The sequence below is a fragment of the Aerococcus viridans genome, assembly GCF_002871935.1.
In the GTDB taxonomy this organism is placed as follows: Bacteria; Bacillota; Bacilli; order Lactobacillales; family Aerococcaceae; genus Aerococcus; species Aerococcus viridans_B.
In genome coordinates, this window is the sequence record NZ_PNHQ01000008.1 from 57,729 (window position 1) to 74,339 (window position 16,611).

Below are 16,611 nucleotides of genomic sequence, written 5' to 3' on the forward strand. Positions count from 1 at the left end.
TCATTAATCGATGTCACGCCGGCCTTCAAGGGCACGTAATAAGGTCATCTCGTCCGCATATTCAATATCACTCCCCACGGATAAACCGTAAGCAATCCGTGAGACCTGAATACCAGCAGGTTTAATTAATCTAGAAAGATAGGTAGCGGTTGCTTCCCCTTCGGCGGTTGCATTAGTGGCAACAATCACTTCCTTAACCTGGTCATCTTGCAAGCGAGTCAGTAGAGATTGGATGTTCAAATCCTCTGGGCCAGTTCCTTCCATAGGTGATAGAACACCATGTAAAACATGATACAAACCATGGTATTCCCGCATCCTTTCCATAGATACCACATCACGTACTTGCTCTACTACTAAAATGCGTGAACGGTCACGATGTTCGTCTGTACAAATCTCGCATGGGTCAGATTGGGTAATATTACCGCAAATTGAACAGTATCGTAGCTCACGTTTAGCATCTACTAAAGACGAAGCAAATTGCAGTACATCCGCCTCAGGCATGTCCAAGACAAAAAATGCCAATCTTGATGCTGTCTTTTGGCCAATCCCTGGCAATTTACTAAAAGAATCGATTAACTTGGCAATTGGTTCTGGATATTGCATTCTCTACACCCCTGCATCTAACTTCCCTTACATTTTACACCTTTTATTGAAAAAGGTCATACGCTAACAATATAGGACACCAATACTAGATAGTGGTGCATATAGACTCACTATCCTTATGGGTCATACGATATTTTCTCAAAAATACCATGGATAGTCCTACTACCCATGGTAAAAACCGTTGTTCATGCGCAACCATAAACTTTACGTTGATTATAGTCCTGGGATACCTTTTGTGTATTTACCCATAACATTTGCAGTTTCAGTATCTACTTTTTCAAGTCCGTTATTGACTGCTGCAATCAATAAATCTTGTAACATATCAACGTCTTCAGGATCTACTGCATCCGGTTTGATATTGATCGCTTTTACACGACGGTCACCTGTTACAGTAACATTTACCATACCTGATGGTTCAGTACCTTGAAATTCCTTTGATTCAATATTCTTTTGTTCTGATTCCATCTCTTGTTGCATCTTTTGCATTTTACGCATCATTTGTTGCATATTTGCCATTCCGCCTGCCATTTTATTATCTCCTTTATCTTTTCCTTATTGCTTACTATAATTGTTTACTTTTCATCATATTTGATATGACTTAATCATCGATTATTGTAACATTATCTTTACCAAATAGTGAAGTTGCATGGTCTATCTGTTCTTGACGTGAACGAGTCTCTTCTTCATTTAAACCATTCTCATCTAGACCATCATCCAACGCTTCATCCTCTTGGGTAAAGGCTTCCGCATCCGTTGCTGACCCTTTTGTAGCGATCGCATCACTACCCACTAGATCATCTAAATTGCCATTTTTCATAGCTTGTACATAACTTTGTCTTGCAGATTGCCATTGGTCGCTCGTTAAATAGTACATCTTAGTTGGATGCCCTAATTGATTGGATAAAATCCGTTCAATTTCTTGACGCGTCTCTATATCCTCATCCACTTTTTTACATAGAATTTCATAATCAAAGCGGACGACAAAAGCATTCGGTGACGCTGCTGCTGGGAAGGTTGCCTTTAATAAAGCTGCTTGCATACTTGGTAAGCTCTCAATTAGCCCTTCCCATAAACTCGCAATATCATTTAAATCTTTCTTAGTTGCTTGATTCAACACTTGAAAGACCTTCTTAAGGTTTGGTGTAAAGGCCGTAGCATTGCTTGAGCGTTTAGCTGGTTTATTTGGCGCAGGTTTTGTTGGTTGCGTACCGCCATTTTCTACCTGTGCAGTTAAATTCGCCACTTGCTCTTGCAATTCAGCTATGGCTTGACTCACTTGCGTTGGTAAGACATGGCCTCCTTCTTGACCTACAGGAGCTTGGTGCATATGCCCTTGGCTTGCATTCGTTTGCCCACCAATCTGACTGGCTACTTGTACTGTTGCCACCTCTAAATAAATCGTTGGCTGCAATGAAAAACGAATCTCTGCTTGCGTTTCTCGAAAGACTTTCATCATCTTATACAAGACACTAACATCAATCGTTTTAGCCAGTCTATAGAAAGCTTCATCATAACGTTGCGTCAAATCTTCAAGCTCTGATGTATCTGCCTTAGTTTCTTTCGCAATCATTAAATCACGAACGAATACCAGCTGTTCTTCTACAAAGCGAGCTGCATCTTGACCACCAGCCAATAAAGCATGTAAATGATCCAATGCGACCGTTACTTGTCCCTTAGCTAATGCATCTGTGTATTGAACCAACTGTTCTTCTGACAAAGCACCAGTAACCAATCGACTGGTTTCAAGTGATAAGGTGCCGTCAGAAAAAGAAATTACTTGGTCTAACAAGGATAAGGCATCTCGCATCCCACCGTTTGCTGCCCGGGCAATTATAGTAAGGGCACCGTTCTCATATTCAATCCCATCCTGGTCTAAAATAAATGCCATCCGGTCTTCAATCATCTGACGTGAAATACGTTTAAAATCAAAACGTTGGGTTCTTGAAATAATCGTTGCAGGTATCTTATGTGGCTCAGTAGTTGCTAAAATAAAAATGACATTAGCTGGTGGTTCCTCTAAGGTTTTTAACAAAGCATTGAAAGCGCCTGTTGAAAGCATGTGGACCTCATCAATGATATATACCTTATTTTGTGCTTCCGTCGGTGCATAACGCACCTTATCACGGATGTCACGAATCTCTTCAACACCATTATTTGAAGCCGCATCAATTTCAATCACGTCAGCTAGTGTGCCATCGGTAATCGCTCGGCAAATTTCACATTCATTACATGGTTCCCCATCCACTTGATTGGGACAGTTAATGGCTTTGGAAAGAATCTTGGCCGCACTTGTCTTACCAGTCCCTCTTGGTCCCGTAAACAAATAAGCGTGACTCGTTTTGCCAGTCCTAATGGCATTTTGCAGCGTACGCGCAACAGCCTCTTGGCCAACAATATCTCCAAATGTCTGTGGCCGCCAAACGCGGTATAATGCTTGGTAACTCATCGCTGCCTCCTTAAACTTGCTACATTTAATCATCTCGAATATTATAACATGAAACTATGGTAAGGCAATGAATGTAGGGTTATCTTAATGATAAAACGCGTTTATAAAAATTTGTCATAAAATTGGAAATGCCGCCTTTTTCCCTTACTATTTGCTTCTAATCCTGTATAATGGAGGACGTTACAATAAATTTTTCCCGATAGGGTTTGCTTAGGCAAAAATTCCTTGTAACCATAAAATTTATATTTTGGGGGAAACAATATGAATAAACGACTATTTACTTCTGAATCAGTCACAGAAGGCCATCCAGATAAGGTAGCTGACCAAATTTCTGATGCGATTCTTGACGCGATTCTTGCACAAGACCCACAAGCACGCGTTGCTTGCGAAACTGCTGTAAACACAGGATTAGTCCTTGTTTTCGGTGAAGTGACAACTAGCGCATATGTGGATATCCAAAAAATTGTGCGCGATACCATTCGTGAAATTGGTTATCGTGATGGCAAATTCGGTTTTGACGCTGATTCCATTGCCGTACTGGTTTCACTAGATGAACAATCACCTGATATCGCACAAGGTGTAGATGACGCTATTGAAACTAGGGAAAAGGGTGAAACTGACAACAAGCTGATTGGTGCCGGTGACCAAGGGATTATGTTTGGTTACGCGACGGATGAAACACCAGAATTAATGCCAATGCCAATTGCCTTAAGCCACCGCCTATCTCGTCGACTAGCTGAAGTCCGCAAAAGTGGTGAATTAAACTATCTAGGTCCAGATGGTAAGACACAAGTAACCATCGAATACGATGACAATCATCAACCGCAACGTATCGATACCATCGTGATCTCTACACAACACACTGAAGGTATCGAATTAGATCAAATCCGCCAAGACGTGATCAAACACGTGATTGAACCTACGATGCCTGACAATTGGTTGGATGAAAACACCCGTTACTTCATCAACCCAACTGGTAAGTTTGTATCCGGTGGTCCAGAAGCCGATTCAGGGTTAACTGGTCGTAAAATTATCGTTGATACTTACGGTGGCTCTGCTCACCATGGTGGTGGTGCCTTCTCAGGTAAAGACGCTACTAAAGTTGACCGCTCTGCTTCATATGCTGCCCGTTATATAGCGAAAAACTTGGTAGCTGCTGGTCTAGCTCGTAAGGTTGAAATCCAATTAGCATACGCAATTGGGGTTGCAGAACCTGTATCTATTTCAATTGATACATTCAATACTAGTGCATTATCAGAAACTGATTTAGTAGCCCTAGTACGCGATAACTTCGATTTAACACCAAACGGTATTATTGACATGTTATCACTACGCCAACCAATCTTCAGTAAAACTGCTGCATACGGCCATTTTGGTCGAGATGACCAAGATTTTGCTTGGGAGAAAACAGATAAAGTAGACAGCTTGAAGAAATAAAATAATATCAATAGCCCCCAGTAAACGGGTAATCTACCGTTTTACTGGGGGCCTTTTTATATCATGTCTTACTTTAAAATGTCACAATGAAAAGCTACTAAAGATACAGTCGTATAAAAAAGTCTTTAAAATGAGATTCATAGCGATGGCATATTTTCCAAAAACCAAAAGCAACCACCAATAAAATAAAGCTGATAATCACTTCATTGATTGACATCGGTTGAATAGTCAAAATATCAGAAAAATATGGTAATGCTACCGCAATCACTGACATAGCAATTGTACTCGTTAACGCTAGAAACAGTCGTAATCTATTGAATGGAAAGCAAGATTTCCATACCGCAAATAATGACACGCCTGTTAATAAAATATAATCAAAGGTACGAGCTGTTTCAAAATCTAGTATACCCACTTTAACCAAGAATAAAGAAACAAGTATAGCAAAAGACACGGTCAAGGCACTTGGTGTTGCAGCAGCCAATGCTTTTGGTAAGAATCGTTCCTTCACTTGTTCATTACTTGCTTCAAATGACATGAAGAAAGCAGGGTAACCTTCAATAAATTTATCAATCATTGTAATTTGTAAGGGAATAAATGGAAATGGGAAATTTAATGCAATACAGATCAGTGTTACGATTAGTGAATATAAGGTCTTGATAAAGAAAACACTCGATGACCGTGTAATATTATTCACCACTCGACGACCTTCAGATATGACCGCTGGTAGATCACCAAAATCTGAATTGACAAGAATTAAATCAGCCATTTGACGTGTAGCCCCGTCTCCTTCTGCCATGGCAATAGACAAATCCGTTTGTGATAAGGCTAAAATATCATTTACCCCATCTCCTGTCATCCCAACAATATGGTCCGCCTCCTGTAACTCCGAAACCAGCAATTTCTTTTGTTGTGGTGATACTCGGCCAAATACATTATATTGGTGTGCTGCTTGTCTTACTAATTTTTCGTCTTGAATTTGGCTCATATCAATCGCTTGAGTACGCCCTTCAAGACCAGCTTTTTTCGCTACTCTAGCAACAGTTTGCGGATTATCCCCTGAGATCACTTTGATAGCCACACCCTCATTTTGGAAAAAGGCCATCGTCCTTTTCGCGTTAGGTCTAATAGGATCACTTAGTGTGATATAACCAATCGGCTGAATACCCATATCCATAATATCAGGCTGGTCATCTCCAAGTGTAGTTAAAGACTCACCTACTAACAAAACCCTTAACCCCTCATTTTGTGCTATATTAATCTCATCAATCATTTCATTGAGTAAGTATTCTGGCGCACCAACGAAAATTGTTTCTGCTGTTTCAAAAGTAATTGCTCCCCACTTTCGTTCGGATGAAAATGGCATCACTTGCGTTGCACCCACTGTAGCTGACTGATCTTCAAAATATTGTTTCAAGGCACTCATTGTTAAGTTACTATCCATACTCGCAGCGGTATAGTTAGCCAATTTTTCTTCTAATACTTGTTGAGATACATTGGCAAGTGGGTAAACCCCTTCAACTGACATTGTCCCTTGGGTGATTGTACCAGTCTTATCTAAACACAAAGAATCCATATGAGCCAAAGCTTCAACAGCATACATATTTTGCACAAGAACATGCTGTTTTCCTAGTTTTAATACAGCCGTTGATAAGGCTAAAGAAATCAATAAGACTAATCCCTTAGGTAGCATACCAATTAAAGCAGCAACTGAATTAATCACAGCCACATCTACTGCATCACTTCTTAAAAGAAAGGTTTGTAGGAATAGTACAATTCCAAGTGGCATAATAATAAAAGAGGTAAACTTCGCAATTTTTTTAATCGCTTCGGTTAATTCTGAACGTGCATAGGGTTGGGACTTTGTTTCAGCTACTCATTGTTCTGCATAATTATCATCCCCAACATGCACTATCTCAGCCAGCAATTGACCACTTGTTAAGTAAGAACCAGATAGTAAATCATCATCTTTTTGCTTTAAAATAGCATCTGATTCGCCAGTTAAAAGAGATTCGTTCAATTCACCGGAACCCGCTACTACCCGTGCGTCTGAAGGTACCTGGTCACCCCCCTCTAATATAATCAGATCTCCTAAGACTAAATCTGTAGAAGCCACTGTAGTTTCTTGACCGCTCCGGATAACTTTTACCGGCTTATTCGATAAAATCGTCAGTTTACTGACCAAATTACGGGCTCTAATTTCTTGAACAATCCCAATAATAATATTCAATATGATAATTGCAATGAATGCCATATTACTATATGCCCCAACCAGCAACAGTAAGAAAGCTAATAAAAAGTTCAAGGCATTAAATATAAGTAAAAACTTGCGCTTTAATAATTTCAATATTTGTCTTTTGTGTGGAATAACTTGACTGATTTACTTGCCCGCAAGCTATCCTAGACTGTACTTCTTCATCCGATAGACCTTGGGATTGATTATCTGCCGTTACATATCCTCCATTTCTCTTCTAACCCTAAATTATACGTGAGTTAGCTAGGTTTAAAGGTAAAGTTTTCTTTAGTATTCCCTTAAGAATATTGTTTTATAGGAAAAATAGCAGTGGACACCAAAAAAACTCCTCTATCTCTCGATGAAGGAGTTTCTTTAATATATGCCGGCTAAAGGACTTGAACCCTCGACCCTCTGATTACAAATCAGATGCTCTACCAACTGAGCTAAGCCGGCGTATATATTTATTCAAAAAATGAATATGACCCGTGTAGGAATCGAACCTACGACCCACTGATTAAAAGTCAGTTGCTCTACCGACTGAGCTAACGAGTCATGGTGGAGAATGAGGGGTTCGAACCCCCGACATCCTGCTTGTAAGGCAGACGCTCTCCCAGCTGAGCTAATTCTCCATAAATTGTTGTTTTGTTATCTATCAAAGACAACTACTAAATAATACCATCAGATTTAAACACTGTCAATACAATTTCTATAAAAATTTATTTTTTGTCGTATTTTTAGAAAAAATACGTATATAAATTGTAAGGAGGTTTAAAATGATATTGTTCATCTATTATACCATTTTATTGGTCCTTTTTGCTAGCCTTGCTTCATTTTTTATGGTGGTCGGATCAAGAACTGTCTATCAACAATCATTTACACTCGGGCGGTCTAAATGTGACCATTGCCAAGTAGCTATTTCACCAATCGCTTTGATCCCTTTATTAGGTTATATCATCATAGGGGGTAAATGCACACATTGCAAACAACCAATCCCATTCGCTTATCCCTTATGTGAAGGTTACTTTGCCATATCTTCATTACTACTCTTTCACGGTCATTCTAATATAAACAGTATTTATATTTTTATAGCCTTCATTATTCTGCTCATGATGACAAGCACTGACCTAGCACTACAAATCATACCGGATCGTTTCCAGATTATTTTATGCATCTTAGTCATTATTTATCATTATCAAAATGTGCATTTAGAGATTCTAACACATAGCATTTTCGCCTTATTAATGTTCACCACGCTCATTACCTGTAATTACCTCCTTCCCCAAGGTATAGGAGGTGGAGATATTAAGACACTCACAATCCTTGCCTTATTTCATGGTCCACTATCATTTCCGTATTTACTCATGTGTGCATGCGGTTTGGCCATTTGTCATATCTTTTACTTAAAACTAAAGTATAATAACCTTCCTAGTGGTCTTCCTTTCCTACCTTATTTATTCTTTGCCTATCCCATCATTTTCTATATACTGTAGATAACAAACTTTAGCATATGAGGGTGATGTCATGCAAATTCAACATACTTTTATTCAAGGAAAATTTGATCAACCAGCTTTATGTGAGGATGCACTATTTATCAATGATCACTTCATCGCTGTCATTGATGGCGTAACCTCCAAAACAAATTTCACATATAAGGGAATGAAAACTGGAAAAATAGCTTCTAATATTATCAAGGATCTATTCGCTACGCTAGATCGTGAAACATCTATCGAAGACATCATTAAAGATGTAAATCAAGCATTTGAAAATGAATTTTATGCACATGTGGATTTCCCACTAAATCGAATTGAACATGGTCCACAAGCTACCATGGTCTTATATTCAGATTTCTACAAACAAATTTATTTAATTGGCGACTGCCAAGCTCGCGTCAATGACCAACTATATACCCAACCTAAGGTCTCTGACGATATTTTGAGTAACTTCCGTTCCCTTATCCTACATATACACCCAAATCATCACCGAGAAGCTCGAGAAGCCATTATGCCATACTTAATTTCGGCTAATACTTTCGCTAACAGGAATGATACCCGTTTTGGCTATTCTGTTCTAAATGGCCAAGAAATCCCCTTCGATTTAATCACAGTAATTCCCGTTCAAACTGGGGATAACATTATTTTAACCTCGGATGGTTACCCTGAAATCTTGCCAACCTTTGAAGAAACAGAAGATTATTTACAGGAAATCATTCAACAGGATCCCGACTTAATAGACCAGTTTATTTCTTCTAAAGGTGTTAATCCTGGTCAAATTAGCTTCGATGACCGCGCATATGTTGAATTTATTGTTGAATAATCAGTAATATTTTCATTTACGATAGAACAAAACCCCAGACTCAACATAAGTCTGGGGTTCTTTCTCGTCTGAATATTCGGATGTGATCAGTTTAATAGAAAATTAGTTTTCTTGAATTCTTGAGTAGTCAATTGGCGTAATTTCAGTATCTACGTCTGCTTCTTCTCCGTAGATTAATTGTTGTGTATCACCAATTTTTTTCGGTTCCATATCACGGTAGCGAGACATACCTGTACCTGCAGGGATGATCTTACCGATAATAACATTCTCTTTTAATCCAAGTAAGTGGTCTTCTTTACCACGAATTGCTGCGTCAGTTAAGACTTTAGTTGTTTCTTGGAATGAAGCTGCAGATAGGAAACTGTTTGTTTCTAAGGCAGCTTTAGTAATACCTAATAATACTGGGCGAGCAGTTGCAGGTAGTTCACCTGAACGGATTGCTTCAGCGTTGGCATCTGTAAAGTCGGCTGTATCCATTAATTTACCTGGTAACAAGTCTGTTGAACCTGGGTCAAGAACACGTACTTTACGTAACATTTGACGAACCATAACTTCCACGTGTTTATCGTTGATGTCTACCCCTTGAGAGCGGTATACACGTTGAACTTCATCTAACATGTACGTTTCAACAGTTAGTGTGTTCGTTACACGTAGTAAATCTTTAGGATCGATTGAACCTTCTGTCAATTGTTGACCACGATAAACAGTATCGCCCTCAGCTACACTCATACGCGCTGTGTAAGGCACTTTATACTCACGAGAGTCCGTCATACCCTTAACAAATACTGTTTTCGTACGGCTTGCTTCATCTTCTTCAATTGCTTCAATTTCACCAGCAACTTCTGTAATGACCGCACGACCTTTTGGATGACGTGCTTCAACAATCTCTTGAATACGAGGTAAACCTTGAGTGATATCATCACCGGCAACTCCACCAGTATGGAACGTACGCATTGTTAACTGTGTACCTGGTTCACCAATAGATTGCGCTGCAATTGTTCCGACTGCTTCCCCTACTTCTACCTCTTGGTTAGTAGATAGGTCGCGTCCATAACAATGTTTACATACACCATGGCGAGTATTACATGTAAACGCTGAACGAATTGTTACTTGCTCAACACCAGCTTCAACGATACGACGAGCAGTTTGTTCATCAACTAATTCGTTGTGGTGTGCAATAATTTCGCCTGTTTCTGGATGACGTACTTCTTTTTGTAAGTAACGACCAGTCACACGTTCTTCAAGTGATTCAATTACTTCGTTACCATTCTTAATTGCTTCAATCGCTAAACCACGGTCAGTACCACAATCTGCTTCACGAATGATGACATCTTGTGCAACGTCTACAAGACGACGAGTCAAGTAACCTGAGTCGGCTGTCTTAAGGGCCGTATCGGTCATACCTTTACGAGCACCGTGAGTTGAGATAAACATTTCTTGCACGGTTAGACCTTCACGGAAGTTAGACAAGATAGGTAACTCAATGATCTTACCATTAGGTCCGGCCATCAAACCACGCATACCCGCAAGTTGCGTAAAGTTAGAGATGTTACCACGAGCACCTGAATCGGACATGATGAAGAATGGGTTATCTTGATCAAGTGATTGCATTAAGGCTACTTGGATGTCATCTTTTACTTTATTCCAAGTATCGATAACTTGATCATAACGTTCGTCATCTGTAATCAAACCACGACGATATTGTTTTGTAATCTTGTCTACTCGGTCATGTCCTTTTTGGATTATTTCCGCTTTAGATTCAAGGTTTGTAATATCTGCCACTCCTACAGTAATACCAGAACGTGTAGAGAATTTGAAACCTAAATCTTTCATTTTATCTAAGATAATTGAAGTTTCAGTAATCTTAGATACTTTAAATACTTGTGCGATGATACGTGCTAAGTATTTTTTCTTGAATGGTGAAACCATATCTTGACGACTGATAAACTCTTTCACATCTGTACCTGGTTCCATAATAAACTTATCTGATAGAGATGATTCTAAGTTTTCAGTTGTTGGTTCATTAATGTATGGGAACTCTTCTGGCATAATTTCGTTAAAGAATAATTTACCAATTGTTGTCACCATCAATTTACCTTTTTGGTTTTCAGTCCAAGGTTTTTTAGGTAAAGCATCTGTTGGGAAAGCAACACGTGTATGTAATTGTACATAACCGTTAGTATAAGCAATATGTGCTTCATTAATTGAAGATATTAACATGCCTTCACCTATTACTTCAGGCTCTTCCATTGTAAGGTAGTAGTTACCTAAAACCATATCTTGAGATGGTGTAACAACCGGTTGTCCATCTTTAGGGTTCAAAATATGCGTAGCAGCTAACATTAATAAGCGTGCTTCTGCTTGCGCTTCTTCACCTAACGGTAAATGGACGGCCATTTGGTCACCATCGAAGTCGGCATTATAAGCTTCACACACAAGTGGGTGAAGACGAATCGCTTTACCTTCAACCAATACTGGCTCAAAGGCTTGGATACCTAAACGGTGTAAGGTAGGTGCACGGTTTAATAGAACTGGGTGTTCACGAATAATTTCACCTAAAACGTCCCATACATCTTCATCCTGGTGCTCAATCTTACGTTTAGCATGTTTCACATTAATCGCCATATCACGGGCTACCAATTCACGCATTAAGAATGGTTTGAATAATTCAAGGGCCATTTCTTTTGGTAAACCAGCTTGATACATCTTCAATGATGGACCCACAACAATTACAGAACGACCAGAGTAGTCTACACGTTTACCAAGTAAGTTTTGACGGAAACGTCCTTGTTTACCTTTAAGCATGTGTGACAATGATTTCAACGGACGATTACCTGGACCAGTAACTGGACGGCCACGGCGACCGTTATCAAATAAGGCATCCACTGCTTCTTGTAACATACGTTTTTCGTTTTGCACGATAATATTTGGTGCATTTAAGTCTAATAGACGTTTCAAACGGTTGTTACGATTAATTACACGGCGGTATAAATCATTCAAGTCAGAAGTAGCGAAACGGCCACCATCTAACTGAACCATCGGACGTAGTTCTGGTGGGATAACTGGAATAACATCCATAACCATCCAAGATGGGTCGTTACCAGATTTACGGAAAGCATCTAAAACGTCTAAACGACGGATTGCACGTGTACGCTTTTGACCTTTGGCTGTTTTCAATTCTTCTTTTAATTCAGCAACTTCGCTATCAATTTGAACTTGTGATAACAAGGTCTTGATTGCATCAGCACCCATTGCTGCTTTGAAGCCTTCACCATACTCACGTTTATTATCGCGGTATTCTTTTTCAGATAGCAATTGTTTGTAATCTAATGGTGTATCACCTGCATCAGTTACAACATATGAAGCAAAGTAAATTACTTCTTCAAGAGAACGTGGGCTCATGTCTAACATCAAGCCCATACGAGATGGGATACCTTTGAAGTACCAAATATGTGTTACAGGTGTTGCTAATTCAATGTGACCCATACGTTCACGACGTACTTTAGAACGTGTAACTTCAACGCCACAACGGTCACAAACAACACCAGCATAGCGAACACCCTTGTATTTACCACAAGAACATTCCCAATCTTTAGAAGGTCCAAAAATTCTTTCATCGAATAGACCTTCTTTTTCTGATTTAAGTGTACGGTAGTTGATGGTTTCGGGTTTCTTAACCTCACCATAAGACCAAGATCTGATCTTATCTGGTGAAGCCAACCCGATACGCATGCTTTCAAATCTATTTACATCTACCAAGGGGCCAACCTCCCTTATCTAATTCGCCCAAACTATTCATTTACTTGTTTTTGTGCAGTAATTTCACTTACTTGTGATTCAACAGTTGCATCTGCACCAACTGTGTTCTCTGTGTTTTCTTGATCTTTTTTAGGGAATCCTGGTGTTATTTCATCCATGTCACGTAAATCTACTGCTTTCTTATCAGAGTCTAGTACTTCAATGTCTAGACCTAATGATTGCAATTCTTTAACCAATACACGGAATGATTCTGGTACACCTGGTTTTGGAATTGGTTCACCTTTAACGATAGCTTCGTATGTTTGTACACGTCCTACAACGTCATCTGACTTGTAAGTCAGAATTTCTTGTAATGTATATGCCGCACCGTATGCTTCTAGTGCCCAAACCTCCATCTCACCAAATCTTTGACCACCGAATTGCGCTTTACCACCCAATGGTTGTTGTGTAACAAGTGAATAAGGTCCTGTAGAACGTGCATGTAATTTGTCGTCGACCATATGAGACAGTTTTAAGTAGTACATAACCCCTACAGAAACACGGTTGTCGAACGGTTCACCTGTACGACCATCATAAAGAACAGTTTTAGCATCACTTGCCATACCCGCTTCTTTGATTGTTTCCCATACGTCTTCTTCGTTTGCACCATCAAATACTGGTGTTGCAATATGAATGCCCATTTCACGAGCTGCCATACCTAAGTGCAATTCTAATACTTGTCCGATATTCATACGAGAAGGTACCCCTAGAGGGTTTAACATAATATCAACTGGTGTACCGTCAGGCATGTAAGGCATGTCTTCTTGAGGTAAGATACGAGACACAACCCCTTTGTTACCATGACGTCCAGCCATTTTATCCCCAACTTGAATCTTACGTTTTTGGATAATATATACACGAACTAACATAGAAACACCTGGTGATAATTCGTCGCCGTTTTCACGGTAAAAGACTTTCACATCGTTAACGATACCACCACCACCGTGCGGTACACGTAATGATGTATCTCGAACTTCACGTGCTTTTTCACCGAAAATCGCGTGTAATAAGTGCTCTTCTGCTGATAATTCAGTTACACCTTTAGGCGTTACTTTACCAACTAAGATGTCCCCATCTTTAACTTCTGCCCCGATACGGATGATTCCACGTTCATCAAGATTACGCAATGCGTCTTCACCAACGTTAGGAATTTCACGAGTGATTTCTTCAGGTCCTAATTTAGTATCTCGCGCTTCCGATTCTAATTCATCAATATGAATTGAAGTGTAGACATCGTCTTTAACTAAACGCTCAGACATGATAACCGCATCCTCGTAGTTATAACCATCCCAAGTCATGAAGGCGATTAGCGGGTTTTGACCTAAAGCCATTTCCCCTTTCTCCATTGAAGGACCGTTTGCTAGGATTTCTCCCGCAGTTACGTTTTCTCCAAGAGTCACGTTAGGAGTTTGGTTATATGATGCTGAGGCATTTGAACGGTGGTATTTGATTAATGGGTACTTATCTAAAGCACCGTCTTCACGACGTACACGGATTTCACGTGCATCAACGTATTCTACAACACCATCGTACTCAGCAACGACTGCAGCGCCTGAGTCAGCTGCTGCTTTATGTTCCATACCAGTACCAACTAGTGGTGCATGTGGTTGTAACAATGGTACAGCTTGACGTTGCATGTTGGCACCCATTAAGGCACGGTTAGAGTCATCGTTTTCCAAGAAAGGAATGGATGCTGTTGCAACAGACACTACCTGCTTAGGTGAAACGTCCATGTAATCTACACGCTCAGGTTTCACTTCGATATTCTCTTCAACATAACGCGCCATTACCACGTCTTCAGCAAATGAACCGTCTTCGTTCAAGATAGAGTTCCCTTGAGCGATAACAAAATTATCTTCTTCATCAGCTGTTAAGTAGTCGATACGGTCTGTTACTTTATGTGTATTCCAATCTACACGGCGATATGGTGTTTCAATAAAACCAAATTCATTAATTTTCGCATATGATGCCAAGTTGTTGATCAACCCGATATTTGGTCCCTCAGGTGTTTCAATCGGACACATACGGCCATAGTGAGAGTAGTGAACGTCACGAACTTCATATCCAGCACGGTCACGTGTCAAACCACCAGGTCCTAAGGCTGATAGACGACGTTTGTGTGTCAACTCACCTAATGGGTTTGTTTGGTCCATGAATTGCGACAATTGAGAAGAGCCAAAGAATTCTTTAATTGATGCTACAACAGGACGAATGTTGATTAATTGTTGTGGTGTTACTTTTTCAATATCTTGAATAGACATACGTTCACGAACCACACGTTCCATACGAGATAAACCGATACGGAATTGGTTTTGTAACAATTCACCAACTGAACGGATACGACGGTTACCTAAGTGGTCGATATCATCCGTCTTACCAATACCTTCATATAAACCTAAGAAGTAGTTTAATGAAGCCAATACATCAGCAATCGTTAAAGCGCGAGCTTCTTTACCTGGGCTAGCGTTACCGATGACATTGATGGTACGGTCAGCATCTTTTGGTGCTTGGATTTTAATAATTTGTACATCAACAGGTTCTGTTAGTACAGCATCATCATTTGGATACAACGTTGTCACATTTAAACCATTGTCGAAGTAAGGTGCTAATTTGTCCATTACCTCACGGTTTAATTCAGTACCTTTATCCGCTAAGATTTCACCAGTTTCTGGGTCAACTAAAGTTTCAGCCAAGATTTGGTTGAATAGGCGGTTTTTAATATCTAATTTTTTATTGACTTTATAACGACCAACTGCTGCTAAGTCATAGCGACGTGGGTCAAAGAAACGAGCAGTTAGTAAGTTACGAGAAGATTCTGCTGTCTTTGGTTCACCTGGACGTAGACGTTCGTAAATTTCTTTTAAAGCTTCTTCTGTACGAGAATCAGATAGGTCTTTATGTACATCTTTCTCTAAGGTTAGTTCTAAAGTTTCGCTTTCTCCAAAGATTTCGCGAATTTGGTCGTCAGAAGAGAACCCTAAAGCGCGTACCAATACTGACATTGGCACTTTTCGTGTACGGTCAATACGTACATATGAGATGTTTTTTGCATCTGTTTCCATCTCTAACCATGCACCACGGTTAGGGATTACAGTAGTTCCGAATGATTGACGTCCATTTTTGTCTAATTTGTCATGATAGTAGACACCTGGAGAACGCACTAATTGAGAAACGATTACACGTTCCGCACCGTTGATGATAAACGTACCACCGTCAGTCATTAATGGGAAATCACCAAAGAAAACTTCTTGATCCTTGATTTCTCCAGTTTCTTTATTCATTAAACGCAATTTAACATAAATTGGCGCTGAATAGTTTGTGTCCTGTGCACGTGCTTCAGCTAAGGTATATTTAGCTTCTTTAAATGAATAATCAACAAATTCTAAGGCTAATTTACCTGCATGATCTTCAATAGGAGAAATGTCTTCAAACATTTCTTTCATCCCTTGATCCAAGAACCATTTATATGAGTCCGTTTGGATTTCAATCAAATTTGGCAATTCTAGCACTTCATTAATACGTGAGTAACTGCGGCGAACGCGATGTTTACCGAAATTGACATTATGCCCAGTCATTAAAAGCCACCTCTCCGAAATTTAAACTGTTAGAATTTAATGAGAATTTAATAAGAAATTACTCATTAAGGCCTTTTTACCCTAAAAATGGGCAAAAAAATAACAAAAGATGATTTGACTTCCCTGCCAGTATCTTTTGTTGTCGCCTAGAAACGCGCCCGGACAATATTTCGGAACGTTCCAATCCAATTAATAATATACAGATT

At 39.6% G+C, this 16,611-nt stretch carries 9 protein-coding genes, 3 tRNA genes, 1 pseudogene and 1 riboswitch; of the genes and pseudogenes, 3 read left to right on the forward strand and 10 right to left on the reverse strand.

Annotated elements, in window-relative coordinates:
• Positions 1-3: 3 nt before the first annotated feature.
• The 3 genes from recR to dnaX form a co-directional block, all read right to left on the reverse strand.
• Entirely contained in the window at positions 4-603 is a 600-nt protein-coding gene (gene recR / locus CJ191_RS04510) for a recombination mediator RecR (protein WP_070467245.1), read from the reverse strand.
• 213 nt (positions 604-816) lie between these two features.
• Positions 817-1,131: a YbaB/EbfC family nucleoid-associated protein gene (locus tag CJ191_RS04515; RefSeq protein ID WP_070467246.1), complete on the reverse strand. Its 315-nt coding sequence runs from the start codon at positions 1,129-1,131 to the stop codon at positions 817-819.
• Positions 1,132-1,201: 70 nt separating this feature from the next.
• Positions 1,202-3,049: a DNA polymerase III subunit gamma/tau gene (gene dnaX, locus CJ191_RS04520; RefSeq protein ID WP_102199106.1), complete on the reverse strand. Its 1,848-nt coding sequence runs from the start codon at positions 3,047-3,049 to the stop codon at positions 1,202-1,204.
• Between the two features lie 175 nt (positions 3,050-3,224).
• A riboswitch (SMK box riboswitch) is annotated at positions 3,225-3,313 on the forward strand.
• Here dnaX and metK point away from each other — a divergent pair.
• Positions 3,311-4,486: a methionine adenosyltransferase gene (metK, locus tag CJ191_RS04525; RefSeq protein ID WP_102199107.1), complete on the forward strand. Its 1,176-nt coding sequence runs from the start codon at positions 3,311-3,313 to the stop codon at positions 4,484-4,486. It overlaps the preceding riboswitch by 3 nt.
• Positions 4,487-4,583: 97 nt before the next feature.
• Here the strand turns inward: metK and CJ191_RS09255 are convergent, their stop codons facing one another.
• The 5 genes and pseudogenes from CJ191_RS09255 to CJ191_RS04545 all read right to left on the reverse strand — a co-directional run bounded on the left by CJ191_RS09255 (position 4,584) and on the right by CJ191_RS04545 (position 7,348).
• Complete coding sequence (locus tag CJ191_RS09255; RefSeq protein WP_308409777.1) at positions 4,584-6,176, reverse strand: HAD-IC family P-type ATPase; 1,593 nt, start codon at positions 6,174-6,176, stop codon at positions 4,584-4,586.
• Positions 6,168-6,737: pseudogene (locus CJ191_RS09370) on the reverse strand (P-type ATPase); the annotation flags it as partial. The gene CJ191_RS09255 and the pseudogene CJ191_RS09370, both read right to left, overlap by 9 nt.
• Before the next feature lie 362 nt (positions 6,738-7,099).
• Positions 7,100-7,172, reverse strand: a tRNA-Thr gene (locus CJ191_RS04535).
• A gap of 26 nt (positions 7,173-7,198) precedes the next feature.
• Positions 7,199-7,271 (reverse strand) — tRNA-Lys (locus CJ191_RS04540).
• Between the two features lies 1 nt (position 7,272).
• Positions 7,273-7,348: transfer RNA gene (locus CJ191_RS04545), tRNA-Val, on the reverse strand.
• A gap of 144 nt (positions 7,349-7,492) precedes the next feature.
• On the opposite strand from CJ191_RS04545, the gene CJ191_RS04550 reads away from it, so the two are divergent.
• On the forward strand, positions 7,493-8,209 hold the full coding sequence (locus tag CJ191_RS04550) for a prepilin peptidase (RefSeq protein WP_102199108.1): 717 nt from the start codon (positions 7,493-7,495) through the stop codon (positions 8,207-8,209).
• Between the two features lie 31 nt (positions 8,210-8,240).
• Positions 8,241-9,032 carry a hypothetical protein gene (locus tag CJ191_RS04555; protein ID WP_102199109.1) on the forward strand — a complete coding sequence of 264 codons (792 nt, stop codon included), beginning with the start codon at positions 8,241-8,243 and terminating at the stop codon, positions 9,030-9,032.
• 102 nt (positions 9,033-9,134) lie between these two features.
• Here CJ191_RS04555 and rpoC read toward each other — a convergent pair whose 3' ends face one another.
• On the reverse strand, positions 9,135-12,791 hold the full coding sequence (rpoC, locus tag CJ191_RS04560) for a DNA-directed RNA polymerase subunit beta' (RefSeq protein ID WP_070468420.1): 3,657 nt from the start codon (positions 12,789-12,791) through the stop codon (positions 9,135-9,137).
• A gap of 32 nt (positions 12,792-12,823) precedes the next feature.
• Positions 12,824-16,405 (reverse strand): DNA-directed RNA polymerase subunit beta, encoded by a 3,582-nt coding sequence (gene rpoB / locus CJ191_RS04565; protein ID WP_102199110.1) that lies wholly within the window; start codon positions 16,403-16,405, stop codon positions 12,824-12,826.
• Positions 16,406-16,611: the final 206 nt, after the last annotated feature.

Coding starts and splice junctions, on each gene's coding strand:
- recR (WP_070467245.1), bottom strand. CDS start 603: ATGCAATATCCAGAACCAATTGCCAAGTTAATCGATTCTTTTAGTAAA.
- CJ191_RS04515 (WP_070467246.1), bottom strand. CDS start 1,131: ATGGCAGGCGGAATGGCAAATATGCAACAAATGATGCGTAAAATGCAA.
- dnaX (WP_102199106.1), bottom strand. CDS start 3,049: ATGAGTTACCAAGCATTATACCGCGTTTGGCGGCCACAGACATTTGGA.
- metK (WP_102199107.1), top strand. CDS start 3,311: ATGAATAAACGACTATTTACTTCTGAATCAGTCACAGAAGGCCATCCA.
- CJ191_RS09255 (WP_308409777.1), bottom strand. CDS start 6,176: ATGCTACCTAAGGGATTAGTCTTATTGATTTCTTTAGCCTTATCAACG.
- CJ191_RS04550 (WP_102199108.1), top strand. CDS start 7,493: ATGATATTGTTCATCTATTATACCATTTTATTGGTCCTTTTTGCTAGC.
- CJ191_RS04555 (WP_102199109.1), top strand. CDS start 8,241: ATGCAAATTCAACATACTTTTATTCAAGGAAAATTTGATCAACCAGCT.
- rpoB (WP_102199110.1), bottom strand. CDS start 16,405: ATGACTGGGCATAATGTCAATTTCGGTAAACATCGCGTTCGCCGCAGT.